Source organism: Desulfobacula sp. (assembly GCF_021107415.1).
In genome coordinates this window covers 1-22,832 of the sequence record NZ_JAIOSW010000020.1, presented here as the reverse complement: position 1 = coordinate 22,832, position 22,832 = coordinate 1, and the positions used below count along the sequence as shown (strand labels likewise).

Below are 22,832 nucleotides of genomic sequence, written 5' to 3'. Positions count from 1 at the left end.
TTTTAACCGGCATATCAAGCTGATCCGGCATAAATAAAAATCGTTTTGCCCAGGTCACCACATGGATGGAGTGTCCTTTGTAATTAACACTGTCTCCGCCACCCGGGTTGAGGGCTTCTTTTAATGTCAATTCAAGATTTAATTTAGAACGATTTTGATCGAAGACTGCAATCTTTAAATTCTCCGCCCATTGTACCTTACCTTCATCCGGGAGAATTTTTTTTTCAAGGATGGATAAAAAAGTAGACTTGCCACTGCCGTTTTTTCCAACAACACCGAGACAAAACCTGGGTCCAAGTTCAAAGGAAAGATCAGAAAATAGTTTTTTACCATCAATACTTTTTTTAAGGTGATAAGCCCTTAATAGTTTTTTGGTCTGTCTGCCGGTGGCGTGAAAGTCAATATCCACCGAAGCTGTACCTTTATTCCTGTCTTTTAATGTAAGCAGTTCCATCTTAAGTTTTTGGGCTTGTTCAATTCGAAATTTTGATTTTGAGGTTCTGGCTTTGGGTCCTTGTCTGAGCCATTCGTCTTCTCTTCTCATTTTACTGGATAAGGAGGCCTGCTTTTTTTGCTGCCCTGTTAAGAACTTTTTTCTCTCTTTGTCAAATTTTTTATACTGGCCGGCAATTTTAAAATATCCCAAAGGATAATATTTTGCGATTTCCATGACATTGAAACAGACATTTTCAAGAAAGGTCCGATCATGGCTGACAACAACAAATGAAAATAATGCAGATTTTAATAGACCCTCCAGCCATAAAATACCATTAATATCAAGGTGATTGGTCGGCTCGTCCAACAAAAGTATATCCGGTTTAGAACAAAGTGCTCTTGTGATGGCTAATTTTTTTTTCCATCCGCCGGATAAATTGCCAACCCGCATACTGGGGTCTTCAAATCCACCTTTGCCCAAAGATTGTTGAACTATTTTATGGCTCTCTTGATCATCAAAAGGGCTGTCTTTTATACTGTCATATAAAAGCTGTTCCACTGTTTTGTCAGGATTAAGAAGATCTTCCTGGGAAAGATATATAAATTTTAACCCGGTTTTGGTAATTAACTCTCCTGTATCCGGTTGAATTTCATTTGCAATCAGTTTTAGCAGTGTGGATTTGCCGGAACCATTCATTCCCACAAGTCCCAGCTGCTCATGTAATTTGAAATCAATGGAAAGGTCGTAAAAAAGCGTATCGTCCCCATAGGTCTTTGAAACATTTTTCAGACTGAAAATAAGGCTCATGACGGGTGTTTATTATTGGTTTGATGTTTGATATGGCGATAGACTCTGACCATTTTGATCAAAAAGGTGATCAACAAAGTTAAACTGATCAGTATAATAAAGCTTGCTGAAAAAAATACCATGATAAAGCTGAAAGGGTCCTTCAAAGAATAGGAGCCAATTATCAGATCAACTCCGAAAATTAAAAAAAAACCAGATACAAGCATCATGATCATCTGGAAAAGCCACCACGTATATTTCATAAAGAGAAAATTTCCTTCTTAAAAATCTTAATAGTTATAAAATCAGGGGCAAGTCTACAGGGATACCTTCAAAAAATCAAATCCATTTATTAATCCTTTAAAATATTAACTTTGCTTTAACCCGGCCGGGGTGTGGATTGCGATGAATCCGATTGAGCTTCTTACATATTCTAAATTCCGTTGCGCTAACCGGCAAAAAATCGGGTCGGAGGAGGTCCATCGGCCTCCGTTCGCCCACAGAACCGTGCGTACGGGTCCGTACACGGCTCCTCATGTCACTTTTAACCATCGACGAATATTAAACCAATGTTTCATTCTGTCCGTTGTCCTTATCCACTGTCCATACCTGTTGATAAAAATACGGTTGGGATAGGCCCGGTGTAAGGCACTTGTCCAGGATAATGCCCAACGTCCTTTATTTGAGAAGCTCGCTTTAGCTGCTGCTTTCCAGGATACACCTCGTTTGACGAAAAAACGACGTCTCTTTTGTTGATCTACAAAACGTGCCCTCAACCTCCTTCTTACATGAGCCTCAATCTGGAGTAATTGGTTTGGATAGGTGAATATCACGTTATAATTAAAAATCCATTCTTGATTTTGTTAACCTGCATGTTAACATTAGGCAGTAAATCCCAAAACAAGCAATTAAGACTGCTGAGAAACGTATGAAAGACTATTTAAGGAGGAAAAAATCATGAGTGATCTCCAAAAGTATATTGAAAAAAGAAAAAAAAAGGACCCAGTATTTGCGGAAAACTTTGATACAGGATATGAGCATTTTAAAATAGGAATACTGCTAAGACAAGCACGAGAAGAGTCTGGTCTTACACAAGAAGAATTGGCTTCCCGCTTAAACACAAAAAAATCTGCTATTTCTAGAATTGAAAATCATGCAGAGGATATAAAATTATCAACCTTAGAGAAATTTGCTAATGCACTTGGTAAAAGGCTTCGACTGGAAGTCGCATAAGGTTTTAAGTAAAGCAACCGGTACCTTTCGTTCGACAATAAAAATGCTGTGGACGAACCGCAGATTTTGTCATTAGCCATAAAATGATATCCGATAAAATGAAAGATTTACAAACTGCTGTTGATAAAATTATCGAGGTTATCTTCGATTCTTCAAAAGATCATGATGAATGGGAGAGGATTGTTTCGCACTGCTAACCTGCTGGAACCATTGACATGAAATACTGCAAACCCGTTGAATTGGCGATTGAAAAATATTTAACTAAAATTTTTGATGCTGATAAAAGAGTAGTATATGGGTATTTAATATGGTCATTTTATCCCGCATGGGAATTGAGGGAGTGGCTGCCTACACCATAGTGGGGTATGTCGCATTCGTTCAGATCATGATAATTACGGGTTTTGCAACAGGGCTGGGTCCTATTGTCGGGTATGGTTTTGGGGCTGGGAAAACCGATCATATTAAACGTATTAGGAAAATTGCTCTTATCTCTTCTTTTATCACGGGTCTGATTTGCTCGGCTATCCTCTATCTGAGTTGGTGACCCTTATTTTTGCGATTGTGTTTATGAAACAGAGTTACAGCTCTCCTATACGCTTAAAGCAAGGCTAAAAATTGTATCTGGTCTTTGAATGATTGATCAAAATAGTTTTGTTTATATATATCAAAATGGCCGATAGGATATTTTTTTATTGTTGCCAGAGATCCTAAAGTTTTTTGAATATCCCTGTATGAATCTGGTGATGCAAGATTATCTTTTTTACATATTAACAGCATAACCGGGCAATTGATATTTTTAGCCGGTTCTTTAAAGTTTGACGGGCCCGGCTCAACTAATAATCTGGCACAGACTTCATTAATAAAAGAATCGGAATTGCCAACAACATATGCATAGCCTTCATATGTACCCGGTGCATTCAACAGGGCAAAAGAGCCTTGGCTGCCGGCAATGGGGATGGTATGGGGTGATAACCCAAGTCTTGAGCGCCCTTTATCCCTCTGGGCGTGCATAAATAGTTTTAAAAAATACAGAATGCCTACTCTGTCCACAAACATTTTAGTGTCTGCCTTATGATCCAAAGATGGACACTGTTTTTAAAAAATATTACAAGGAGAAAGATAAATCCATCAGGGTTATCGCAACATAAGTCCTAAATTTTACCAAGCATTTCTACAGGATGTGCTATATATATTGGTTGAATATGAAAGATTAGCTTAAAATGCTGTTCCTAGTTTATCTAATTGAATAAAATGGACCTGGGAAAAATTCCTTTGTTCTTTTTACTATTCATAGTTATTGTTTGGTATATTCATGCCTTATATACCGGTCATCCATGATAGTCGTTCCTTTTGTATCATAGATTCCATCTGAGCCATAATCCGAATAAACTTCAATATCTGGAACAGATACGTGAAAATAATTCACGTCAATCCTGCCACTGGCATCAAACCAGATTTTTACAAAGAGTTCAGGGTTGTTTTGGCTGCCCCATGAAACATCATTGGGGTTGGCGTAAAAATGACCCCAGACCACCTGGTCACCACGTGATGTGGTATCGGTTCCACCCAAAGTCCAGAGAGCATCGATTGAGCCTATTGCTTCAACAGTATTAATCATGGCACCAATGCTCAGATTGTTTATGGTTGAATAGCCCACGGGGCTGTTTGTCTGAGTGTATCCTGATACCGGGATACCATCTTCAAAGTTTTCGTCTAAGCCATTATTTCCGTAATCATTATAATATTGTCGAATATATCTTGTATTCGTTGTTGTCGTTCCCTGCAATTGAACACCATTGTATTCTGAATACACTTCAATATCCGGAACAGACACATGAAAAAAGTTTACATCGACTCTTCCACCAGCATCATACCAGACTTTCACGAACACTTCTGGGTTATTTATGCTGCCCCAAGAGACATCATTCGGATCTGCATAAAAATATCCCCAAACTACTCGGTCCCCACGGGATGTTGTGTCTTCACCACCCTTTTGCCAGACAGCATCAATGGCACCCTTTTCAACGGTATTTATAACCGCCCTGATCCAGAGGTTAGATGTGACCATTGTGCCCAATCCAAATCCGCTAGGATCAACTATGATTCCGTTTGCTACACCGTCTGCATCGCCATAGCCGCCGTCCTTAAACTGCAACACCGCAGATTTTCTGTCATTACTGAATGTTGCATACTCTGAATAATCTGACCAGTCACTAATTGCGTCATATTTATACCATTTTGCTCCATCGGGGGCTGCCTTTGAGAAGTAGACGGTTGCTTCGGCAGTGTCACCAGGATTGGTGACTTCCAGTTTAATGGCAATGAGGCCAAAGGGCATACTCGGCCCACCCAAAGCAGAAATAGCGGCCGGGTCAATAGACTCGATCATGGAGATGGAGGTGACCGTTGAATGATCCTTGCGAGAAACCCCCATTTGACCATCTCCCACCACCGTATCCACGCTCTTGATATCGTTTTGCTCAATATCTGGTGTTCCGTCATTATCCAGATCCACCGAATCATCAACCTCTTGGCTATCCGGAATTCCGTTTGAGTTTTGGTCATTAGAAGTGGTCAGTGTACTGAATGAGTATATATCGGACCACTCTGATGCAGCAGAATGATTGTCATAAAACCTTACTCGCCAATAATAGGTGTTTCCTTCGTTAAGGACAAAAATTGGCACTGTCATTGATGTTAGTTGATTAGCACTTGTAATCTGAAGTAAGGGAGTAGAAAAACCGGTTTCGGTACTGATTTGCCAATCTGTCTTGAGGTGAGTGTTGCCCAAATCAGGGTCGGAAAAACTACCAGTCTTCATTAGAGGGGTCAAGGCTGCGTTAGCTGCGCCATTTTCAGGTGCAAGCAATGCTGGTTTATTTGGGGGATGATTTTCGGGGAGAGCACCTCCATCTTTTGATAGAGTGATAGAACCTGACCAAGGTATTTGACCCTCAGGATGAATATAAGTGGCCGTGCCATAACCGGCAGCGGACGTGCTTGATGAAGCAGTGAAGATCAACGTACATACTGTTATTCCACCTTCATCATCGGTGGGGACATGGCCGGTGGTGCCTGTGTATTCTGCACCGGCTACAGCCCCAGCAAAGTTGCAGCTACCTGGAGGGTCGCAAACAAAAGCACCAGGGTCCAAAGCCAAAGTAAAATTATCACCGTTTTGGGTGATTGTGCAAGTGCCTTGTATATCGAGCACATTGCAATTCCATGTGCCTGTTAAATCATAAGTGGCTGAGAAAACTTCTCCTGTAAAAAAGACGACAGCGAATAGTGCCATGATAATGACCAGCGATCTTCTCATAACATCCTCCTTTTCTTACGTTTAGGCTTATAAATAATGGTGGTGAGAATTTTTTTTTCTGACAAGGGAATATAGGAAAAAATTTATTGTGCGTCAAGGTTAATTCTCCGGTTAATTCTCAGATATTGGATTGTGATAGAGACCTTTTGGTCCAATTCATTTCAGCAGCCCTCTCATTATCCCAGATTTTGCTATTGCAAAATCTGCCCATAGGGCCGCCCCATCTTTTATATGAAAGAGTTTTTAAATGTTGTTATTTCAAAATCTTACAAATGGTCAAACCTTTTGGTGTTTTAACCATGGTCTTTCATTTTTTGTTGTGCCCGCCAGGGCATGGGGGTTAGTAGTATTATATATATGAATGATATTCAGTAACTCGGTGGTTTTTGGAATTAGGAAAGGAATGTGCTAAAATGAGAAAAAAATGTAAAACTTTTGGGTAAATATTTTCCTAAAGGTTTTTGTGGACTTTATTTTTTTGGAAAATGAAATTCAAATATATAGGGAAAAAACAAAAATAAATGAACAGATTCTCAATCGGATTCATCGCAACTCATGCCCCGGCCGGATTATAGTAAAATTACCATTTTAAAACATGTACTTTTTATGGAGAATATTAAGAATAATTTTTTTGTTTTACATGAGATTGCCCTGAATAAACCCATTGATTTGTACGCCTGAGACATTATAATGCATTAAATAAAGAAGAATAGAACTGGAGCAGGCTTATGAGAATCCTGGTTGTGGAAGACGATTTAAAAATTGCAGAATTTATTCAAAAGGGCCTTAAATCATCAGGGTTTGCGGTTGATCATGCCGTAACCGGAACCCAGGGGTTTGATATGGCATTTGAAGAACCTTACGATACCATGGTTGTGGATATCATGCTGCCGGAAATGGATGGCATATCTTTAATTAAAAAGATCCGGGGAAAAAATAATAATACGCCGATCATTATTTTGAGTGCCAGGGACCGGGTGGATGACAGGGTAAACGGTCTTCAGGCCGGTGCAGATGATTATTTGACAAAACCGTTTGCCTTTTCTGAGTTTCTTGCAAGAATACAGGCACTTATCCGGCGAGCAGGGAACGTTACAGATCCTGTAAGTCTTTCATATTCTGACTTAAACATTGATATGTTGAAGCGTCAGGTAAAAAGAAATAATGAAATCATAGAATTACAACCCCTTGAATTTTCCCTTCTGGAGTATTTATTGCGCAACAGAGAGCGGGTGGTGTCAAGAACTATGATAATGGAGCATGTCTGGGATTACAATTTTGATCCAATGACCAATGTTGTTGAAGCAAGAATTTGCAGACTAAGAGATAAAATCGATAAAGACTTTGAACCCAAATTGATTCATACGGTTCGGAGTGCAGGCTATGTGTTGAAAATTAAATGATTTATAAAATTTTTAATACAATAGCATTTAGATTAACACTTTGGTTTACAGGAATTTTTACGATCTGTTCCGGTGTCACTTTTATTTTATTCTATTTTCTTGCCGTTCAAACCATTCAGACTCAAACTGATCAACAACTTTTAGATAATGCATCAAAATTTTCTACTATTATTCGCAGAAACGGATTGGTGGGCGCAAGAGAACTTGCTGTGGTAGAAGCCCAGGCAGCGGGAGAAAAGGTAATTTTTTTCAGGCTTGTTTATCCGACAGGAGAAGTGTTTGCTTCTTCCCATATGTCTTATTGGAAACATGTACATGTCAGCAAATATGCTTTAACAAAGCTTATTATAGATAAAAGCAGCGTTTTTGAAACCGTCCAAATTCCATTAACCCAGCAAAAAGCAAGAATCCTTTATAGTTATGTCGCGCCAAATGTCATTTTACAAACCGGGATAGCAATGGATTTTTATTCCAAATTTTTATTGGCTTTTAAAAAGGTTTTTATCGGTGCAATGGGCTTTATTATTATTTTTTCTGCCTTGTCCGGCTGGCTTTTGATACGTAAAGCCTTGTCCGGTGTTGCAACCATTACAAAGACAGCTCAAAATATTACCGGCAGTAACCTTGAAGCCAGAGTTGCAGGAATCGGCAATAAAGATGAGCTTGATTATCTGGTAATAACCTTTAATTCAATGCTTGACAGAATAGAAGAACTGGTAAAAAGCATCAGGGAGATGAGTGATAATATTGCCCATGATCTAAAAACTCCCATTACAAGGATCAGAGGGTTTGCAGAATTGACACTTGTCCATGAGGAAAACCTGGAAGACTACCGTATCATGGCCTCTAATACCATTGAAGAGTCTGACCGTCTCCTGGATATGATCAATACAATGCTGGTGATTTCAAGAGCAGAGGCAGGAGAAGGCGATTTTGAGTTTAAAAAAATCAATCTTTCAGACATGATCAAAGAGGCGTGTGATCTTTTTGCTCCTCTTGCAGAAGATAAGAATATACGTTTTGTCCAAACTATTGAAGAAAAAATTTTAATTGTTGCGGATATAAAAATGCTTCAAAGGGCATTTTCCAACCTGCTGGATAATGCAATCAAATATACACCTGAAGACGGGAAAGTAAGTGTTCTTGTATTTAAAGAAAAACAGCAGGTGACAATTAAAATTGAGGATACAGGAATCGGTATAGCACAAGAATACTTTGAAAAAATATTTGAAAGATTTTACAGGGCTGAATCATCCAGAACAAGTGCAGGAACCGGTTTGGGTCTTAGTCTTGCAAGAACCATTGTCCGACAGCACAAAGGGGATGTTTTTGTGTCAAGCCGACAATCAAGCGAACAATCAGATCAACAATCAGATCAAAAGGGCAAAGGCTCAATTTTTGTGGTTAGATTACCATATAGTAATCTTGAGGTCATTTAATCGTCATATTTATGGTTTATTATTACAATCAGTAAGGAAAGTATTGATTTAACTACTACAGGAGGTTGTGATGAAACAGGTAAATAAAATATTTTTTATCATTATAGTTATCGCTCTGATGGCTGCACCGGCAATTGCTGAAAAAAATTATAAAAATACAAGAATGGTACCGATAAGTTTCACCGAGCTTGCCAAACAGGCAAAACCCGGTGTTGTAAATATACAGACTGTCAAGACTATTGAAGGTGGTGGAAGGGTTTATAAACATTTTTTTGGTCAACCCTTTGGTGGGAAACAAAATCCATTTGATGAATTTTTTGCCCCCTTTTTTAATCAAAGGCCGCAAAACAGAAAAGAACAAAGTCTGGGTTCCGGGTTTATTATCAGTAAAGACGGATATATTGTAACCAATAACCATGTGATTAAAGATGCGGATCAAATTAAGGTGATATTACATAATAAAAAAGAATATGATGCAACCATCATAGGGACTGATCCAATGACGGATCTGGCATTAATAAAAATTAAAACAAAGGATTTAATACCTTTAAAATTCGGGAGTTCCTCTGAAACTGAAGTTGGATCATGGGTGGTGGCCATTGGCAGCCCATTCGGACTTGAGCAAACAGTGACGGCAGGAATTGTCAGTGCAAAGGGAAGAATCCTCGGGTCTGGACCCTATGATGATTTTATCCAGACCGATGCTTCCATTAATCCGGGAAATTCCGGTGGTCCCCTGTTGAACCTTGATGGTGAAGTGATTGGTATCAACACAGCGATTATCAGGTCAGGTCAGGGCATCGGATTTGCAATCCCTTCGGATCTTGCAACAGGTATTATTGATCAGCTGACAGAACAAAAAACCGTGTCCCGGGGTTGGATGGGAGTGGCCATTCAAAATGTCACGGAACAACTGGCAGAATACTATGGAATTAAAGAGACCAAAGGCGTATATGTCGCCAAGGTGTATGAGGGTGATCCGGCAGATAAGGCGGGTATCAAAGTCGGGGATGTTATTTTTATGATCAATGATAAAAAAATTGATTCATCCAGGGACCTTACTTTGACCATTGCACGTTCATCTGTTGGTGAAAGGGTTAATGTCAAGCTGATACGTGATGGTAAAGAAAAAAAGGTAAAAGTTAAACTTGGAAAAAGGCCGGACCAGGATTCTGAAAATATTCATACAAATGATGGGTATGATTTATTCGGTTTCAGGTTGAAACAGATGGATTCTGTTATTGCAAAAAGACTTGGTTATCCCGAAGATGTCAAAGGGCTTGTCGTCATTGATATGGAATCAGGCAGTCAGGCCGCAGATACAAGCGTCCGTCATGGGGACCTGTTACTGGAAGTTAATCGTCATAAAATTGCCGACATTGAAGCGTATCGACACTATTTGAAACAAATAAATAAGGGCGGCATGGTTCAGCTTTTGTTCAGAAGAGGCAATAGTAATGTTTTTGTTGTGAGTTTTGAAAAACCATAGCAACGGATATTTTTTTATTCATAAACGGCATTCTTCCCATGGACGAATGCCGTTTTAGTTCTTGACAAAAACTATGTGAAACAATACTTAAATTTAATGAATTTGAATTATGGCTTTCACTCAGGCTCCAAACATAAGAGGAATGATCTTTTAAGCACATGGAAAGGAATGGCTGATGGAGGAATTAGAAGGAATTTTAGCGCTCAATAAATCAGAAGGCATCTATATTGATATCGGCACTAAAGTTTACCTTGAAATAGAAGGCGTTAATTTTTCCGTCACTAGCATATTCATTGGTATGCTTAGAGATGAATTTATGATCGTTACGCTTCCGAAAAGATATAAAAGCGTTAAAAACAAATTATTTCCTGCCAATAAAATGGTGATCAAATATTTACATGATGGTTGTGTATATGCATTTCAAACCAGTGTTATAGAAATGATCACCACCCCTATCAGAGCACTGGCCATTGAATATCCCAAAGTGGTTCAAGAAAGAGAACTGAGAGTTCTTAAAAGAAATAATGTCGTTATTCCTGGAAGGGTTGAAGCAAAAAAGACTGAATTTTCAGTGGTTGTATTTGATATCAGCAAGAAGGGTTGTCGGTTTAAATATCGTGATGATAAAAGCAATTTAAATTCCTTGAGAGAGGGGGATCTTTTAAGGGTTTACTGCCAGTTTCCCGGAGTTTCCGATGAGATCGGTGCCATGGCATGTGTTAGAAATGTTAGAAGAGGGCAGGGGCAGCTTTCCATTGGAGCAGAATTTCAGGATATTACCAAAGCCTTTTCAACACCTTTAATGCATTTTTTATATTCCATCGAAGACTTTTCTTAAATTTTAAGGAAGGCTTAAACTCCAAGCATATAACGATTGTTTGAAAAAAAGAGATGGTGGAGCTGAGGGGGATCGAACCCCTGACCTTACGGCTGCCAGCCGTACGCTCTCCCAGCTGAGCTACAGCCCCACGCTAAAAGCACTACTTAGATAATAGATTGAACCTGTTGTGTCAACAAAAAATTGTTTATAAAGCATTAAAGTTGAATTTTGAATTAATAAAATGTTGACACAGGGTTTTATGAAAAGATATTATACTCTGTTCGTTTAATTAAAATATGTTTATTTTACAAGAGAGTTAAGGAGAAAGTGATGCTGCGTTATTTGCGTGAAAATACCGGGAATTGGATTATTAAAATATTTCTTGGAATTATTGTTGTTGTATTCGTGTTTCTCGGTGTGGGGTCGTTTGGATCAAAAAGGAATAATTCAATTGCAACCATTAATGATGAGCCCATTACCATAGAGGAATATCAGCAGGCTTATAAGGTTATTGTTGATCAAATGAGAGCAAGATTCGGGAAAAACTTAAATGATGACATCCTGAAGGCACTCAATGTAAAACAACAGGCTCTGGATTCTTTAATTGAACAAAAACTGGTTTTAGCCCAGGCAGATATACTGGAAATTAATATTTCCGATAAAGAACTTCAACAATCTTTGCTTTCAATTAAAGCCTTTCAGAAAGATGGAATATTTAATTTAGATCAATATAAAAAGGTTTTAAGTTTAAATTCTTTAAATCCTGAAATTTTTGAACAAAACCAAATCAATTCTTTAAGACAGCAAAAAGTCAGGAATATGGTGTTAAGTACGGTCAATGTATCAGACCTTGAAGCCAGGAACTGGTATTTATTCCAAAATACAAAAATTGCAGTCGATTACCTGTTGTTTGAACCTGACAGCTATTCCGATATTCATCCCGGCGAAGAACAGATCAAAGATTTTTATATTGAAAATAAAGATAAGTATAAATCCGATCCTAAAATAAAGACATGGTATTTAAAGTTTTCTCCCGAAGATCATAAAGATGAAGTAATCGTCAGTGAAGCCCATGTCAAAGACTATTACCAAGAGCATCAGGAAAAATTTAAAATACCTCAAAAGGTTGAAGCCAGACATATTTTAATTAAAGTTGCCGAAGGTGCCGAAGAAGAAAAAGTTAAGGCAGCCCAAAAAAGAGCCCAGCAGATTTATGAGATGGCTGTAAAAGATCAGGACTTTGAACAGCTTGCCAAACAATATTCAGAAGGCCCTTCTAAAAAGGGGGGTGGATACCTGGGTATTTTTGAAAAAAAAGCCATGGTAAAACCTTTTGCCGACAAGGCATTCTCTATGAAAACCGGCGAAATCAGCAATCCTGTAAGAACAATGTTTGGCTGGCACATCATTAAAGTGATGGCTAAATTTGAGGCTTCCACCCAGACCTTGGTCCAGGTTTCAGGAAAAATAAAAAAAGAACTTGAACAACAGGAAATGAAGAACCTTGCCTATGATAAAGCGGGAGAGGCGTTTGATGCAGTGATTGACGGTGACGATTTTGAACAGGTAGCGCTCATTGCTGATAAAAAAATTGTTAAAACCCAAGAATTTACCATGAAGGGTGAAGGACTTGACATTGCAGACAATACAGGGTTTGCAAGAGCTGCTTTTGAGCTTTCTTTGGATGATATCAGTGATGTAAAACAATTTGGCGATTCTTATTATTTGATTAAATCAGTTTTAAAAATCGAACCGGTTGTTCAGGAGCTTGATCTTGTTAAAGACAGGGTTTTAAAAGAACTTACAGCAAAGCTTCAAAAAGAACAGGCAAAAAATGATGCTCATTTGTATTTAAAAAAAGCCGTTGACACAAAAATGCTGGATCAACTTGCCAAAGAATATCAGCTAAAACTCAAATCCACAAAATTATTCACAAGAAATAGTAATATTGAAGGTGTGGGAAATTCTTCCGAATTCAATCAGGCAAGTTTTGCATTGAATCAGAATAATAAAATCCATCCTGAAATTATTGAAACTTCATCCAAATATTATATTATCGGATTTAAAGAAAAAAAGTTCCCTGAAGAATCTGAAATTTCAGAAAATATCAAAAAGATAAAAAATGAAATCAGCCGGAGAAAACAGACACAATCTTTTCAGGCATGGATCAATGAATTAAAAAAACATAATAAAATTAATTATGATCCTCAAGTTTTGAACTAAGGTTTGCTATGAAGCATAGTGTCGTTACCTTTAGGGCTGTAATTCTAGTAGGATTCTTACTCCTATTTTCATGTGGGCCGAAACATCCTGTTATTGTACCTAATAAGGGTATCCAAACCGATCCTGCCATCGTATACGGTGTTCTTTCCAATGGATTTCAATATATCCTCATGGAGAATTCCACACCTGAGAACAGGGTTAATATTCATCTGAATGTTTTTGCGGGTTCAATGAATGAGACAAATGAACAACAAGGCGTTGCCCATTATTTGGAACACTTGGTGTTTAACGGATCAGAGCACTTTAAACCCGGAGAATTAATAGAATATTTTCAATCCATTGGTATGGACTTTGGTGCAGACGCCAACGCCCACACCTCTTTTTTTAATACTGTTTATGATCTGTCTCTGCCAAACTCCGATCAAAGGCATATGGATGAAGCCTTTGTTGTAATTCAGGATTATGCAAAGGGTGCACTTCTTCTGGAAACCGAAGTTGCTCGTGAGCGAGGAATTATTTTAGCTGAAAAAAGACAGAGAGACTCTGTATCTTACAGGACCTTTAAAAAGTCATTGGAATTTGAACTTCCGGGTTCTCTTTTTAATAAAAGGTTTCCCATTGGGATTGACGAGGTCATAAAAAAAGCGGATCGAAAACTATTAAAAGCATATTATGACCAATGGTATCGGCCTGATAATATGGCGTTGATTGTTGTAGGTGACTTTGATACCAAGATGGTTCAGCCTATGATTATTCAAAGGTTTTCTAAGCTTAAACCCCGAACTCTTTCCTTTAAAAGTTCTTTGTCTACCCAATGGAAGGAACATAAGGGGACAAAAGCCTTTTATCATTATGAGCCTGAAGCCGGCAGTACTGATATTACAATAGAGACTATCTCCTGGATACCATTTGAAACACAAACCCTGGAGTCCGTAAAAAAAAGAGCATTGAATCATATTGCAAATTCAATGCTGCAAAACAGGCTTTCAAGAATGGTAAGCAAACAAACAGCTGATTTTTCTGAAAGCTCTGTTTTTTCAGGCTCATTTCTGCACCATATTTCATTGTCTGCCATTAGTGCTGTTTGTGACCCTGATAAGTGGGAAAGAGGTCTTTATCAAATCGAAAATGCTTTAAGACAGGGGCTTACATACGGGTTCACAACAAAAGAGTTGGATAGGGTTAAGGCTGATTTTATTTCTTCCCTTGAAAGGCAGGTGAATCAGGTAGAAACACGAAAAAGTTCGGATCTTTCCAATAAAATTTTGAGAACCATTAATCGAAAAGGGCTGCTTTTATCTCCTGAACAGAGAAAATATTTTTTACAGCCCTATATTGAATCGATTTCATTGCAGGATGCCCATGAGGCATTAAAAGAAGCCTGGTCAAAAGATCACAGGCTGGTTCTGGTAACCGGTAATGTTGATATGAATGCAAAAGAACCTGAAACAAATATTCTAAATGTATATCAGAAAAGTCATATTAATAAGGTGAGCCGGTATAAAGACTTTGAATCAAAAAAATTTCCTTATCTTGAATTGCCGGCTGCAAGAGCCGGGATAAGAACAAGAGAAGATAATGTCAAAGGTCTTGGCATTACAACAATCGATTTTCATAATAATGTTAGATTGAATTTAAAAAAGACAGATTATAAACAAAATGAATTCCGATTTAAGGTTTGTTTTGGAGAAGGGAAAAAATCTGAGCCTGTATCAAGCCCTGGTTTAGCACTTCTCGCTAAGAGTGTTTTTAGGACAAGTGGGCTTGGAAATCTTGATACAGACCAGTTGGAAGAAGCCCTGGCCGGGAAAAAGGTTAGTATTGGATTTGGAATTAATGAGAATTATTTCTCTTTATCCGGTTCTGGTGATCCAAAAGAAGCTGAGCTTATTTTCCAACTCATCTATCATTATTTTATTGATCCGGGATACAGACCTGAAGCTCTGAATCTTGCAAAAATTCGTTATCAACAGCAATATGACAGTCTTATCCGAACACCCGAAGGTATCATGCAGATAAAAGGAGATCGATTCCTTGCCAAAAACGATACAAGATTTGGTTTGCCTGAGCCTGGGGTAATTAATCGTTATACTTTAAAGGATATTAAAAATTATTTGACCCCATATTTTCCAAATTCACTGGTTGAGGTATCCATTGTTGGTGATTTTGATCTTGAAAATATGATTGATCTTGCTAGAAAATACATGGGAGTATTTAAAAAAAGGAAAAATTTTTCAAGTGATCCAAATGACCAGAGTAACCACGTCAATCCCGGAAAAATATTTTTCCCAATAGGAGAACAGCTTGAACTGAATATAGATACAAAAATTGATACAGGTGTTGTCCATATAGCCTTTCTAACGGATGATTTTTGGGATATTATGCAAACCCGGAAGCTATCTATTCTATCCAGGATTTTTTCAGAGAGACTGAGAATTGTCATAAGAGAAGAGCTGGGTGAAACATATTCTCCTTATGTATATAATGATCCGTCCATGAGGTTTAATGACTATGGAATACTGCATGTAGTTGTCAATGTGAAACCTGAAAGGCATAAATTTATTTACCAAAAAATTAAAGAAATTATTACTTCTTTAACTACAGAGGGTATTTCAAAAAAAGAGAAGGATTTAGCTTTAAAGCCGGTTTTAAATCATCTAAAAGTTTTTCAAAAGACCAATGGCTATTGGTTAAATTCCGTTATGGCCAACTCTTCAACTTATCCACAAAAATTTGACTGGGCCAATAATATGATGAATGGCTATAATACCATTACCAAAGATGATTTAATATTGCTTGCAAAAAAGTACCTGAATATCGATAAAAGTGCGCTGATTATAATAAAATCGGGAAGTAATACAGATTAAAAGACTGACTCTCCTTTAAATTTATCAGAGAATCAAAAGGGAAAGATTTTTATTTTATATTAATTATATTATGCTTTGTATTGTTGAGGAAGTTTCTCCACTGGTTCAGAAACATTGTTCCTAAGGTAATAATCCAGATCAAAAAGTTGTTTAAAACTTAAATCCGCAAACTGCACGTGTCTTTTTCTAACCTTCATTGAGCTGAATGAGGGCGCATTTGTTTCTTCATAATCTGCAATGGTTTTAAAAGGAAGATCACCTACATAGTATCCCATACTACTTAAAAAGATCGTTTCTTCCGGAAGTTGTTCGTTTTCTGTATCATCCCCACTTGTGTCAATATATTTGAATGCAAGTCCTCCCATGCTAAGATCAATGATTTGCCCTAATTTGTGAGAATTAGGGCTTATGGCAGCATAGGCTCCCTCAACAGCTTTGTATCGTTTGTTTTTTCGTCTTTCAACGGTTCTTTTTCTACCCACCATAAATATTTTCCCTTTTAGCCATATGTATTTCAATATTAAGTTTGCTTATAGAGGATGCACAAAATATGCCATTCAAACTGTCCAAATAGTCGTTTGTAAAATATTTTGTGGAAAGCCTATTATATCAATCAGATAAAAGCAAGACATCAAAATTAATTTTAGAATTTTATATGGGCAGGGTCAATTGATTGACAAAAACGATAGTTTTTTTTGACATTTGATGGAATAAAGGAAAAAAATGTTATAAAACTAGGTATTTTTTTTCCTAAAATTATTACATTTTTTTCTCAAATACTTTTAAGGTTCTATTTTTCTTAACATTATCCGGTGTAAAAATTCTGCCACTAATGGCAAGGTATATACCATGAGGCAATGTTTGAACTGCGGCAACAGCAGAACCTAAATTAAAAATAGCGTCACTTGATTTAAATTTTGCAGGCTCCATGGCGCCGGTAAGAACAATGACCTTATTTTTAACATTACCCAGTATCTGTGCCGTTTCAATCATGGTATCTGTGCCGTGAGTGATAATAATTTTATCATTGGATTCATTTTTTACAGCCTGTTGAACAATTAACCGATCTTGATCTGTCATTTCAAGAGAATCTTTTTTTAGTAAGGAAGAGACATCATAGTCAAAATTGACCCTTGCATCTTTTAAAATATTGCTAATGTTGGATTCCCCGACTTCATATTTACTTAAGGCATCAAAATACACCTTATCAATGGTTCCGCCCACAGCAAAAAATTTAATTTTCATTTTAATCCTTTTTCATTTAATCTTTTGATTCTATAAAATGGTTCAGCGTTGATATGAAAATATCATAATTAAACCCTCTGTATCGTAGATAATTCATCATCTTTTTTTTAAATTTTTCATCATCAAGATTTTTCCACATCTTAATCTTAGGCGTTACTGCTTTTAAAGCAAGAGCCTGATCGTTATATTGCTCTAAAATAGCATCAATGATTGAAGGGCTAATTCCTTTTTTCTTGAGTTCATATTGAAGGGCAAATTTTGATTTGGGTTTATTTCTTACTTTACTTTCAATGAATAATCTTGCGAAATCCTTATCATTTAAATAATTTTTTTCCAATAAGGTTGCAATCACTTTTTCAATAATATCTTCACTAAATCCTTTCTTTTTAATGTATTTCTGCATTTCATGAATAGTTCTTGGCTTGTAGGACAAGTATTTTATGGCAAAATTCAAAGGCGATTTAATCGATTTAATATTATTCACCATATATTTTATCCCATAATGTGATAGGAGTTTTTAAGATAGTGGCCATCATATTTATAAGACCTGTGCCAACCGCAGAAGGGTGCAGAGGGATAACAATCGGATCAGAGAGTTTTCCGGTCGCTTTTATCGGAATAGATACCAGACGCCCTCCAAGAAGTGTGTTTATAACTGGAATATATTCAATAATAAGATCAACAGTTTTAAAAGGAGCAACAAGACAAGTTAAATTTATTTTATCATTAACTGGGTCAATCCACCCACTAAATATTAGTGTCATGTCTTTTCCATCAATTATTGCTTTGGTAAGATAGATTATACTATCCTTGATATCCGCTTCTATGGAAATAGATTTATAAGCAAACCCTTTTTGTGTCACATTTGGAATATTCCCTTTAAAAATTTTTGAAACATTTAAAACGGAAAGGATCCTTGATAGAAGAGTTAATTTGTAAATACGCCCTTTTTCAGCGTTAAATATTAATGAACCCGTGAATTTGTTTAAAAAATTTATTTTGGTGTCTTTGGACTCAAGATCGCATATCAAGGAATAACGACCATCCATAAATTCGTTTTTCTGGAAAAGGCAGGTCAATAGATCCTGAATATTGGCTTTGTTCTTGGCCTCTATAGGAAAATTTGCATAAACAAGATCATTTTTGAAATTGATATACCCGCTTGTTACCAGGTCACATAAATGGGCTTTTTTCAATCTGATATATGAATGATCCTTTTTAAAAGATAATCTACTGTCAATATTTGTAACGGTCAGGTTTTTGTATTTAAGCTTTTCTGCTTTAAAATTGATGAGATTATTTGGTAACAGGCGGCTGTCAGTTGGGAATGCTTTGGAATGAGAAATAAGTGAATTTAGATTTATGGTCTTAGTGATGATATTTAAAGCAGAATCCTTATCCGTATATATTACTATGGGTTGTCTTTCAGAAAGGGTATCAATCTTTTCAGCCAGGCAAGTATCAGGTATAACAATTTTATTTAATGTTGTTGTGTCTAAAATTCCATTAAAATCAAACAGGGGTTTGTCCTTGTTGTGATTGAAAGATATAGAGCCCTTTGAAAATCCCTTATCAAGAAATTTTATTGAATTTAAGGCTAATGACGAAAGTGTTTCACCTTTCATGTCAATAAAAAGTTCCGGTCCTGTAGTGAATTTAAGGTCACTGTGGAAAACACAATTCTTTGTACTGATATGAAAATTGCCATTTTCCATATCAAATGGAACTAAAATGCAATTAAGATATTTTTTTTCAATGAAAGGTTCCATCCACGAAAGATCAGTTATTTTTACATGAATTTTTTTCAAATTAAAAAGATCATCAGATATGTGATATTGGCAGGACATGTTTTCTATTTGTTTTTGATCCAAATGTGTCGAAATACCCATTTCGACTCCAGTACCTTTTAAATCATATTTCCATAGATTTGGTTTTAATATGGGCCCGGATAGATCAATTGAGGTGACATAGATTTTGCCGCTTCCCTTTTTAATGGGTGAAATAAACGCTTTGCTTTTTTCATAGGACATCAACCAGGGTATCATTGAATCCAGGTAAATCATGGCAGCACCTGATTGGACTTTAATTGTTTCTTCATTCTTAAAATCAAGTAATGCATTAAGATCATAAATCGTATTACCGTTAATAATCCCATTAAGGCGTTTGAGAGATACTATGTCCGGCTCATAGTTGAAATTTACATTTTTAAGGAAAATATCACCGGGAATCCTGTCATATTTGCCGGTAACAGAGAAATCATCTGTATTAATTTTAACTTTAAGCTCATTAGACTTGGTTTCCAATGAAAGATTCAATCTGGCTTTAGTACGTCCGGTCACACCATGAACAAGTGCTAATTCCCGGGATAGAAGAGTGTCAGGTAAGAGTGATATCTACGCTTGCGGAATCATTGAAAGATCGACATCCAGTAAAAACTCACCTTGGAACGGAAAGTCTACATAATTTAAAAGAGCGATTGAAAGAATACCACTTTCAATTTTTGAACTTTGAATCATCGCATTGTTCGTATTTATATTAAGAACACCATTATGTATATTGGCATCACCGAATACATGTGAGGCAATCAAATTTGTTTCGGGAATCTTTACCGAACCATTCTTAATATTTCCCATAAGTGTTAAATGATTCTCATCAAAAAGATCTTTAAGCGATTTGCTTTGAAAAGACACATTGACTTTGGGTGCAATACCTTTATGGAGAATGTTAAAAAGGTTTTTTGTGATCTCATTATCCTTAAATAACAATAAGGACATTTCTTTTGCCTGGTCAATATGAATATTGGTTCCGGTAAATCGAATCTCTGTTTTTTCTTGGATTTGATTATCTTTAAAGTAAATCGCAACCAACCCTTCCGGATAATTGAGTTTAAAGGGTTTTATATCAATTTGATAAAAAGCATCAGACAATTTAAAAGACGACTCAATGATATTTGAATCAAAAAGAATGTGATTGCTTTTAGATTTAAGCTTTGGAGCAATGAAGTTGCAGTATCCGTTTATTTTGCCTTCCGAACTAAACTTAATAATGCATTTTAGCTGATCAAGCTCAATGGATTCCAAATCAAGATATTTTTCAAATGTGGTGTCAGATAATGTTGATGGGTTGAATGCTATATTTTTTATTGTTGCGTTTAAAATAATCTCTTTTTTTTTTCGTGACAGATAAAGCGAGCCATCCAATCGTCTAAAATATTGGGATATTATATTTTTGAACCTAAGCTCGACGGATCTCTGGTGTTCGGGCAATAAAGCAAATAATTTTTTTAGGGTCGGGCTTAATTTGGAGATAAATTTTGAAACTGAAAAATCACCTGGTAATGCAGCTTGATTTTCTTTTAAAGTGCCGGTGCTAACCCTGGTTTTAATTTGGGTTTTAATTTGGGGATGATCAATTGTTATTTGATCTATATTTATTTTGCCTTTCAAAAGTTTTTGAATATCAATATCTAATTTTAAAGATTCAATATTTATATTAATTCTATCATCAGGGATGAAATTAAAATTGTTTATAGTGATGCTTGCTTGTGGAATTATGGTAAAGCAAAATTTAGAAGAATCAATATTTAAACCGGTTTTTTGATATATAAAGGAAGATATTTTATTTTTTATATAAGAGGTATTGATGACCCGGTTAATAATGAAAGGAGATGATAATAATAGAACAAGGATTAAGACAATGCTATAAAAAACAGACCTTTTAATTCCTATTTTGAAAAAAGATGCCATTAACAATTACCATAAAAAACCAAAATCACTGGAAATATCAATAAAATCAGCCATTACAAGATGGGTTTGATTCATTAGAATTTTTTTGAAGTCACTTGTTTTCGCTCCGTCCTGATCAAATTTTTCTATTGGGTCTTTTCCGATAGCTTTTAAATAGTCATTTTCAATATCAAGTTCTAATTGCTCATAATATTTTTTTCTTGATTTTCGTGCATTCAGGTTTAATGAGATCGAAGTTTGGGAATTCAGTTTAGATATCATTTCGATTCTTTTATTAAGATAGTTTAAACCGGGATCTTTAAGAGATCTTTTTTGGTACTGCACGAAAATTTTTGAATGAATGCCTTGCAGTTTCCGATAAGAATTGTAGGATGTTCTGACCGTTGTATCCCATGGCAGGGCGCCATCTAAAGAACTTTCCCCCGTATCTTCAATTTTATATATTTGCGGATATTTCAAATCCGGAACAACACCAAGGTTTTGAGTGCTTTCTCCTGACACACGATAAAATTTTGCACTGGTAATTTTAAGTTTCCCTTTTCCAAGTGGCTGCAATTCCTGAACGGTTCCTTTACCAAAGCTTCTTGTACCGACAATCACGCCTCGATTATAATCTTTAATTGCTCCGGCAAAAATCTCGGAAGCCGAGGCACTCATTCGATTGATTAAGACGATAAGAGGGCCGGAATATTCAATGGTTGGGTCATCATCATATAATCGTGTGATTCTGTATTTTGTTTTAATTTGTACCGTCGGACCTGATTTAAGAAAAAGTCCGGTCAGTTGACTTGCTTCTTTTAAGGAACCGCCGCCATTATCCCTTAAATCAATAATTAATCCATCAATGTTCTCTTCTTTTAGTTCAAATAGTAATTTTTTAACGTCTTTTGTTGTGCTTTTATAGTCTTTCTCCCCTTTGTGATAGGCATTAAAATCAATATAAAAATTGGGAATTTCAATAATACCGATTTTCAAGGCTTTGTTGTTGTGATCAATGGTTATGATACTTTTTTTAGCAGATTGTTCTTCTAATTTAACCTTGTCTCTTTTTATTTGAATTGTCTTAGTTGAATCGCTTTTTTTAGCAGGGATAATTTTCAGTCGTACAAATGTATTTTTAGGCCCCCTGATCAGTTTGACAACATGATCTATGCGCTGGCCCATTGTATCTTTAATTTCTCCATTTTTCCCTTGTCCCACACCAACAATTTTATCACCGGGCATGAGTAAATTTGATTTATCAGCAGGTCCTTTTGGAATTAATCTTACAACCTTGGTATATTCATACTCTGTTTGGAGTACGGCTCCAATACCTTCAAGAGATAAACTCATATGGATATCAAAATCCTCCGAAGCCCTGGGAGGAAAAAATTGAGTATGTGGATCAAAACTTGCCGTAATAGTATTCATAAAAACTTGAAAAATATCATTGGAATCGGTTTGCAATAATCGTTTAAGGCGGTTTGAATAAATTCTGTCAAGATTATCTTTGATCGAAGATTTTTCCTGATCATCCAGAATCATTGAAATAATATGATTTTTCAACTCTTTTTCCCAAAGAGAATATAGCGTTTGGGTATTGGGTTTCCATTGGCGCAAATCATTGTCAATGATCATGAAGTCGGTTTTATTGAAATCCAACTCTTTTTCCCAGGTTTTTATCATTAAAGAGATATATTCCAACCTTTCCTTTGATCGTGCCATATATAAATTAAATATCTTGAAACCAGTATTCAGGTTTCCTCTTTTAAGTTCATTATCCAGACGAAATTGATATCGTTTAAAAGAATTGATATCTTCCAGGGTGAATAATTGTTTTCTGGGGT

General features: G+C 36.3%; 18 protein-coding genes and 1 tRNA gene. 8 read left to right on the top strand and 11 right to left on the bottom strand.

Annotated elements, in window-relative coordinates:
• On the bottom strand, positions 1-1,243 hold a 1,243-nt coding region (locus K8S13_RS01165; protein ID WP_291459795.1), incomplete at its 3' end, for an ABC-F family ATP-binding cassette domain-containing protein.
• Complete coding sequence (locus tag K8S13_RS01160) at positions 1,240-1,485, bottom strand: hypothetical protein (protein ID WP_291459794.1); 246 nt, start codon at positions 1,483-1,485, stop codon at positions 1,240-1,242. The genes K8S13_RS01160 and K8S13_RS01165, both read right to left, overlap by 4 nt.
• A gap of 694 nt (positions 1,486-2,179) precedes the next feature.
• On the opposite strand from K8S13_RS01160, the gene K8S13_RS01155 reads away from it, so the two are divergent.
• Positions 2,180-2,455, top strand: a complete 276-nt coding sequence (locus K8S13_RS01155) for a helix-turn-helix transcriptional regulator (RefSeq protein WP_291459792.1) — start codon at positions 2,180-2,182, stop codon at positions 2,453-2,455.
• 307 nt (positions 2,456-2,762) lie between these two features.
• On the top strand, positions 2,763-2,999 hold the full coding sequence (locus tag K8S13_RS01150) for an MATE family efflux transporter (RefSeq protein ID WP_291459791.1): 237 nt from the start codon (positions 2,763-2,765) through the stop codon (positions 2,997-2,999).
• A 53-nt stretch (positions 3,000-3,052) separates the two neighbouring features.
• Here K8S13_RS01150 and K8S13_RS01145 read toward each other — a convergent pair whose 3' ends face one another.
• Both K8S13_RS01145 and K8S13_RS01140 read right to left on the bottom strand, forming a co-directional pair.
• Complete coding sequence (locus tag K8S13_RS01145) at positions 3,053-3,511, bottom strand: hypothetical protein (RefSeq protein ID WP_291459790.1); 459 nt, start codon at positions 3,509-3,511, stop codon at positions 3,053-3,055.
• Positions 3,512-3,749: 238 nt separating this feature from the next.
• Positions 3,750-5,774, bottom strand: coding sequence for a choice-of-anchor U domain-containing protein (locus K8S13_RS01140; protein WP_291459789.1), 2,025 nt, complete (start codon positions 5,772-5,774; stop codon positions 3,750-3,752).
• A 728-nt stretch (positions 5,775-6,502) separates the two neighbouring features.
• On the opposite strand from K8S13_RS01140, the gene K8S13_RS01135 reads away from it, so the two are divergent.
• From K8S13_RS01135 to K8S13_RS01120, 4 genes are all read left to right on the top strand, one after another.
• A complete protein-coding gene (locus K8S13_RS01135; protein WP_291459788.1) occupies positions 6,503-7,177 on the top strand; it encodes a response regulator transcription factor in 675 nt (224 codons plus the stop codon).
• Positions 7,174-8,616 carry an ATP-binding protein gene (locus K8S13_RS01130; protein ID WP_291459787.1) on the top strand — a complete coding sequence of 481 codons (1,443 nt, stop codon included), beginning with the start codon at positions 7,174-7,176 and terminating at the stop codon, positions 8,614-8,616. The genes K8S13_RS01135 and K8S13_RS01130 overlap by 4 nt, the downstream gene beginning before the upstream one ends.
• 70 nt (positions 8,617-8,686) lie before the next feature.
• The gene (locus K8S13_RS01125; RefSeq protein WP_291459785.1) at positions 8,687-10,105 is read left to right on the top strand and encodes a Do family serine endopeptidase; all 1,419 of its coding nucleotides are present in this window, start codon (positions 8,687-8,689) and stop codon (positions 10,103-10,105) included.
• 175 nt (positions 10,106-10,280) lie between these two features.
• Positions 10,281-10,943, top strand: coding sequence for a flagellar brake protein (locus K8S13_RS01120; protein ID WP_291459784.1), 663 nt, complete (start codon positions 10,281-10,283; stop codon positions 10,941-10,943).
• Positions 10,944-10,997: 54 nt separating this feature from the next.
• Here the strand turns inward: K8S13_RS01120 and K8S13_RS01115 are convergent.
• Positions 10,998-11,073: transfer RNA gene (locus K8S13_RS01115), tRNA-Ala, on the bottom strand.
• 182 nt (positions 11,074-11,255) lie between these two features.
• Here K8S13_RS01115 and K8S13_RS01110 point away from each other — a divergent pair.
• Both K8S13_RS01110 and K8S13_RS01105 read left to right on the top strand, forming a co-directional pair.
• Positions 11,256-13,148 (top strand): SurA N-terminal domain-containing protein, encoded by a 1,893-nt coding sequence (locus K8S13_RS01110; RefSeq protein ID WP_291459783.1) that lies wholly within the window; start codon positions 11,256-11,258, stop codon positions 13,146-13,148.
• Positions 13,149-13,156: 8 nt separating this feature from the next.
• The gene (locus tag K8S13_RS01105; protein ID WP_291459781.1) at positions 13,157-16,015 is read left to right on the top strand and encodes a pitrilysin family protein; all 2,859 of its coding nucleotides are present in this window, start codon (positions 13,157-13,159) and stop codon (positions 16,013-16,015) included.
• A 68-nt stretch (positions 16,016-16,083) separates the two neighbouring features.
• Here the strand turns inward: K8S13_RS01105 and K8S13_RS01100 are convergent, their stop codons facing one another.
• From K8S13_RS01100 to K8S13_RS01075, 6 genes are all read right to left on the bottom strand, one after another.
• The gene (locus K8S13_RS01100) at positions 16,084-16,500 is read right to left on the bottom strand and encodes a PilZ domain-containing protein (protein ID WP_291459779.1); all 417 of its coding nucleotides are present in this window, start codon (positions 16,498-16,500) and stop codon (positions 16,084-16,086) included.
• Between the two features lie 274 nt (positions 16,501-16,774).
• Positions 16,775-17,260, bottom strand: a complete 486-nt coding sequence (locus tag K8S13_RS01095) for an asparaginase domain-containing protein (RefSeq protein WP_291459777.1) — start codon at positions 17,258-17,260, stop codon at positions 16,775-16,777.
• 16 nt (positions 17,261-17,276) lie between these two features.
• Positions 17,277-17,747: a regulatory protein RecX gene (locus K8S13_RS01090; RefSeq protein ID WP_291459775.1), complete on the bottom strand. Its 471-nt coding sequence runs from the start codon at positions 17,745-17,747 to the stop codon at positions 17,277-17,279.
• Positions 17,737-19,599 carry an AsmA-like C-terminal domain-containing protein gene (locus K8S13_RS01085; RefSeq protein WP_291459773.1) on the bottom strand — a complete coding sequence of 621 codons (1,863 nt, stop codon included), beginning with the start codon at positions 19,597-19,599 and terminating at the stop codon, positions 17,737-17,739. The genes K8S13_RS01090 and K8S13_RS01085 overlap by 11 nt, the downstream gene beginning before the upstream one ends.
• A gap of 54 nt (positions 19,600-19,653) precedes the next feature.
• Complete coding sequence (locus K8S13_RS01080) at positions 19,654-20,706, bottom strand: hypothetical protein (RefSeq protein ID WP_291459772.1); 1,053 nt, start codon at positions 20,704-20,706, stop codon at positions 19,654-19,656.
• Between the two features lie 306 nt (positions 20,707-21,012).
• On the bottom strand, positions 21,013-22,832 hold a 1,820-nt coding region (locus K8S13_RS01075; RefSeq protein ID WP_291459771.1), incomplete at its 5' end, for a carboxy terminal-processing peptidase.

Excerpts from the sequence above, each read along its gene's own strand:
- K8S13_RS01090 (WP_291459775.1), bottom strand. The coding sequence starts at position 17,747 with ATGGTGAATAATATTAAATCGATTAAATCGCCTTTGAATTTTGCCATA.
- K8S13_RS01105 (WP_291459781.1), top strand. The coding sequence starts at position 13,157 with ATGAAGCATAGTGTCGTTACCTTTAGGGCTGTAATTCTAGTAGGATTC.
- K8S13_RS01130 (WP_291459787.1), top strand. The coding sequence starts at position 7,174 with ATGATTTATAAAATTTTTAATACAATAGCATTTAGATTAACACTTTGG.
- K8S13_RS01110 (WP_291459783.1), top strand. The coding sequence starts at position 11,256 with ATGCTGCGTTATTTGCGTGAAAATACCGGGAATTGGATTATTAAAATA.
- K8S13_RS01095 (WP_291459777.1), bottom strand. The coding sequence starts at position 17,260 with ATGAAAATTAAATTTTTTGCTGTGGGCGGAACCATTGATAAGGTGTAT.
- K8S13_RS01140 (WP_291459789.1), bottom strand. The coding sequence starts at position 5,774 with ATGAGAAGATCGCTGGTCATTATCATGGCACTATTCGCTGTCGTCTTT.
- K8S13_RS01135 (WP_291459788.1), top strand. The coding sequence starts at position 6,503 with ATGAGAATCCTGGTTGTGGAAGACGATTTAAAAATTGCAGAATTTATT.
- K8S13_RS01160 (WP_291459794.1), bottom strand. The coding sequence starts at position 1,485 with ATGAAATATACGTGGTGGCTTTTCCAGATGATCATGATGCTTGTATCT.
- K8S13_RS01150 (WP_291459791.1), top strand. The coding sequence starts at position 2,763 with ATGGTCATTTTATCCCGCATGGGAATTGAGGGAGTGGCTGCCTACACC.
- K8S13_RS01100 (WP_291459779.1), bottom strand. The coding sequence starts at position 16,500 with ATGGTGGGTAGAAAAAGAACCGTTGAAAGACGAAAAAACAAACGATAC.
- K8S13_RS01155 (WP_291459792.1), top strand. The coding sequence starts at position 2,180 with ATGAGTGATCTCCAAAAGTATATTGAAAAAAGAAAAAAAAAGGACCCA.
- K8S13_RS01120 (WP_291459784.1), top strand. The coding sequence starts at position 10,281 with ATGGAGGAATTAGAAGGAATTTTAGCGCTCAATAAATCAGAAGGCATC.
- K8S13_RS01125 (WP_291459785.1), top strand. The coding sequence starts at position 8,687 with ATGAAACAGGTAAATAAAATATTTTTTATCATTATAGTTATCGCTCTG.
- K8S13_RS01145 (WP_291459790.1), bottom strand. The coding sequence starts at position 3,511 with ATGTTTGTGGACAGAGTAGGCATTCTGTATTTTTTAAAACTATTTATG.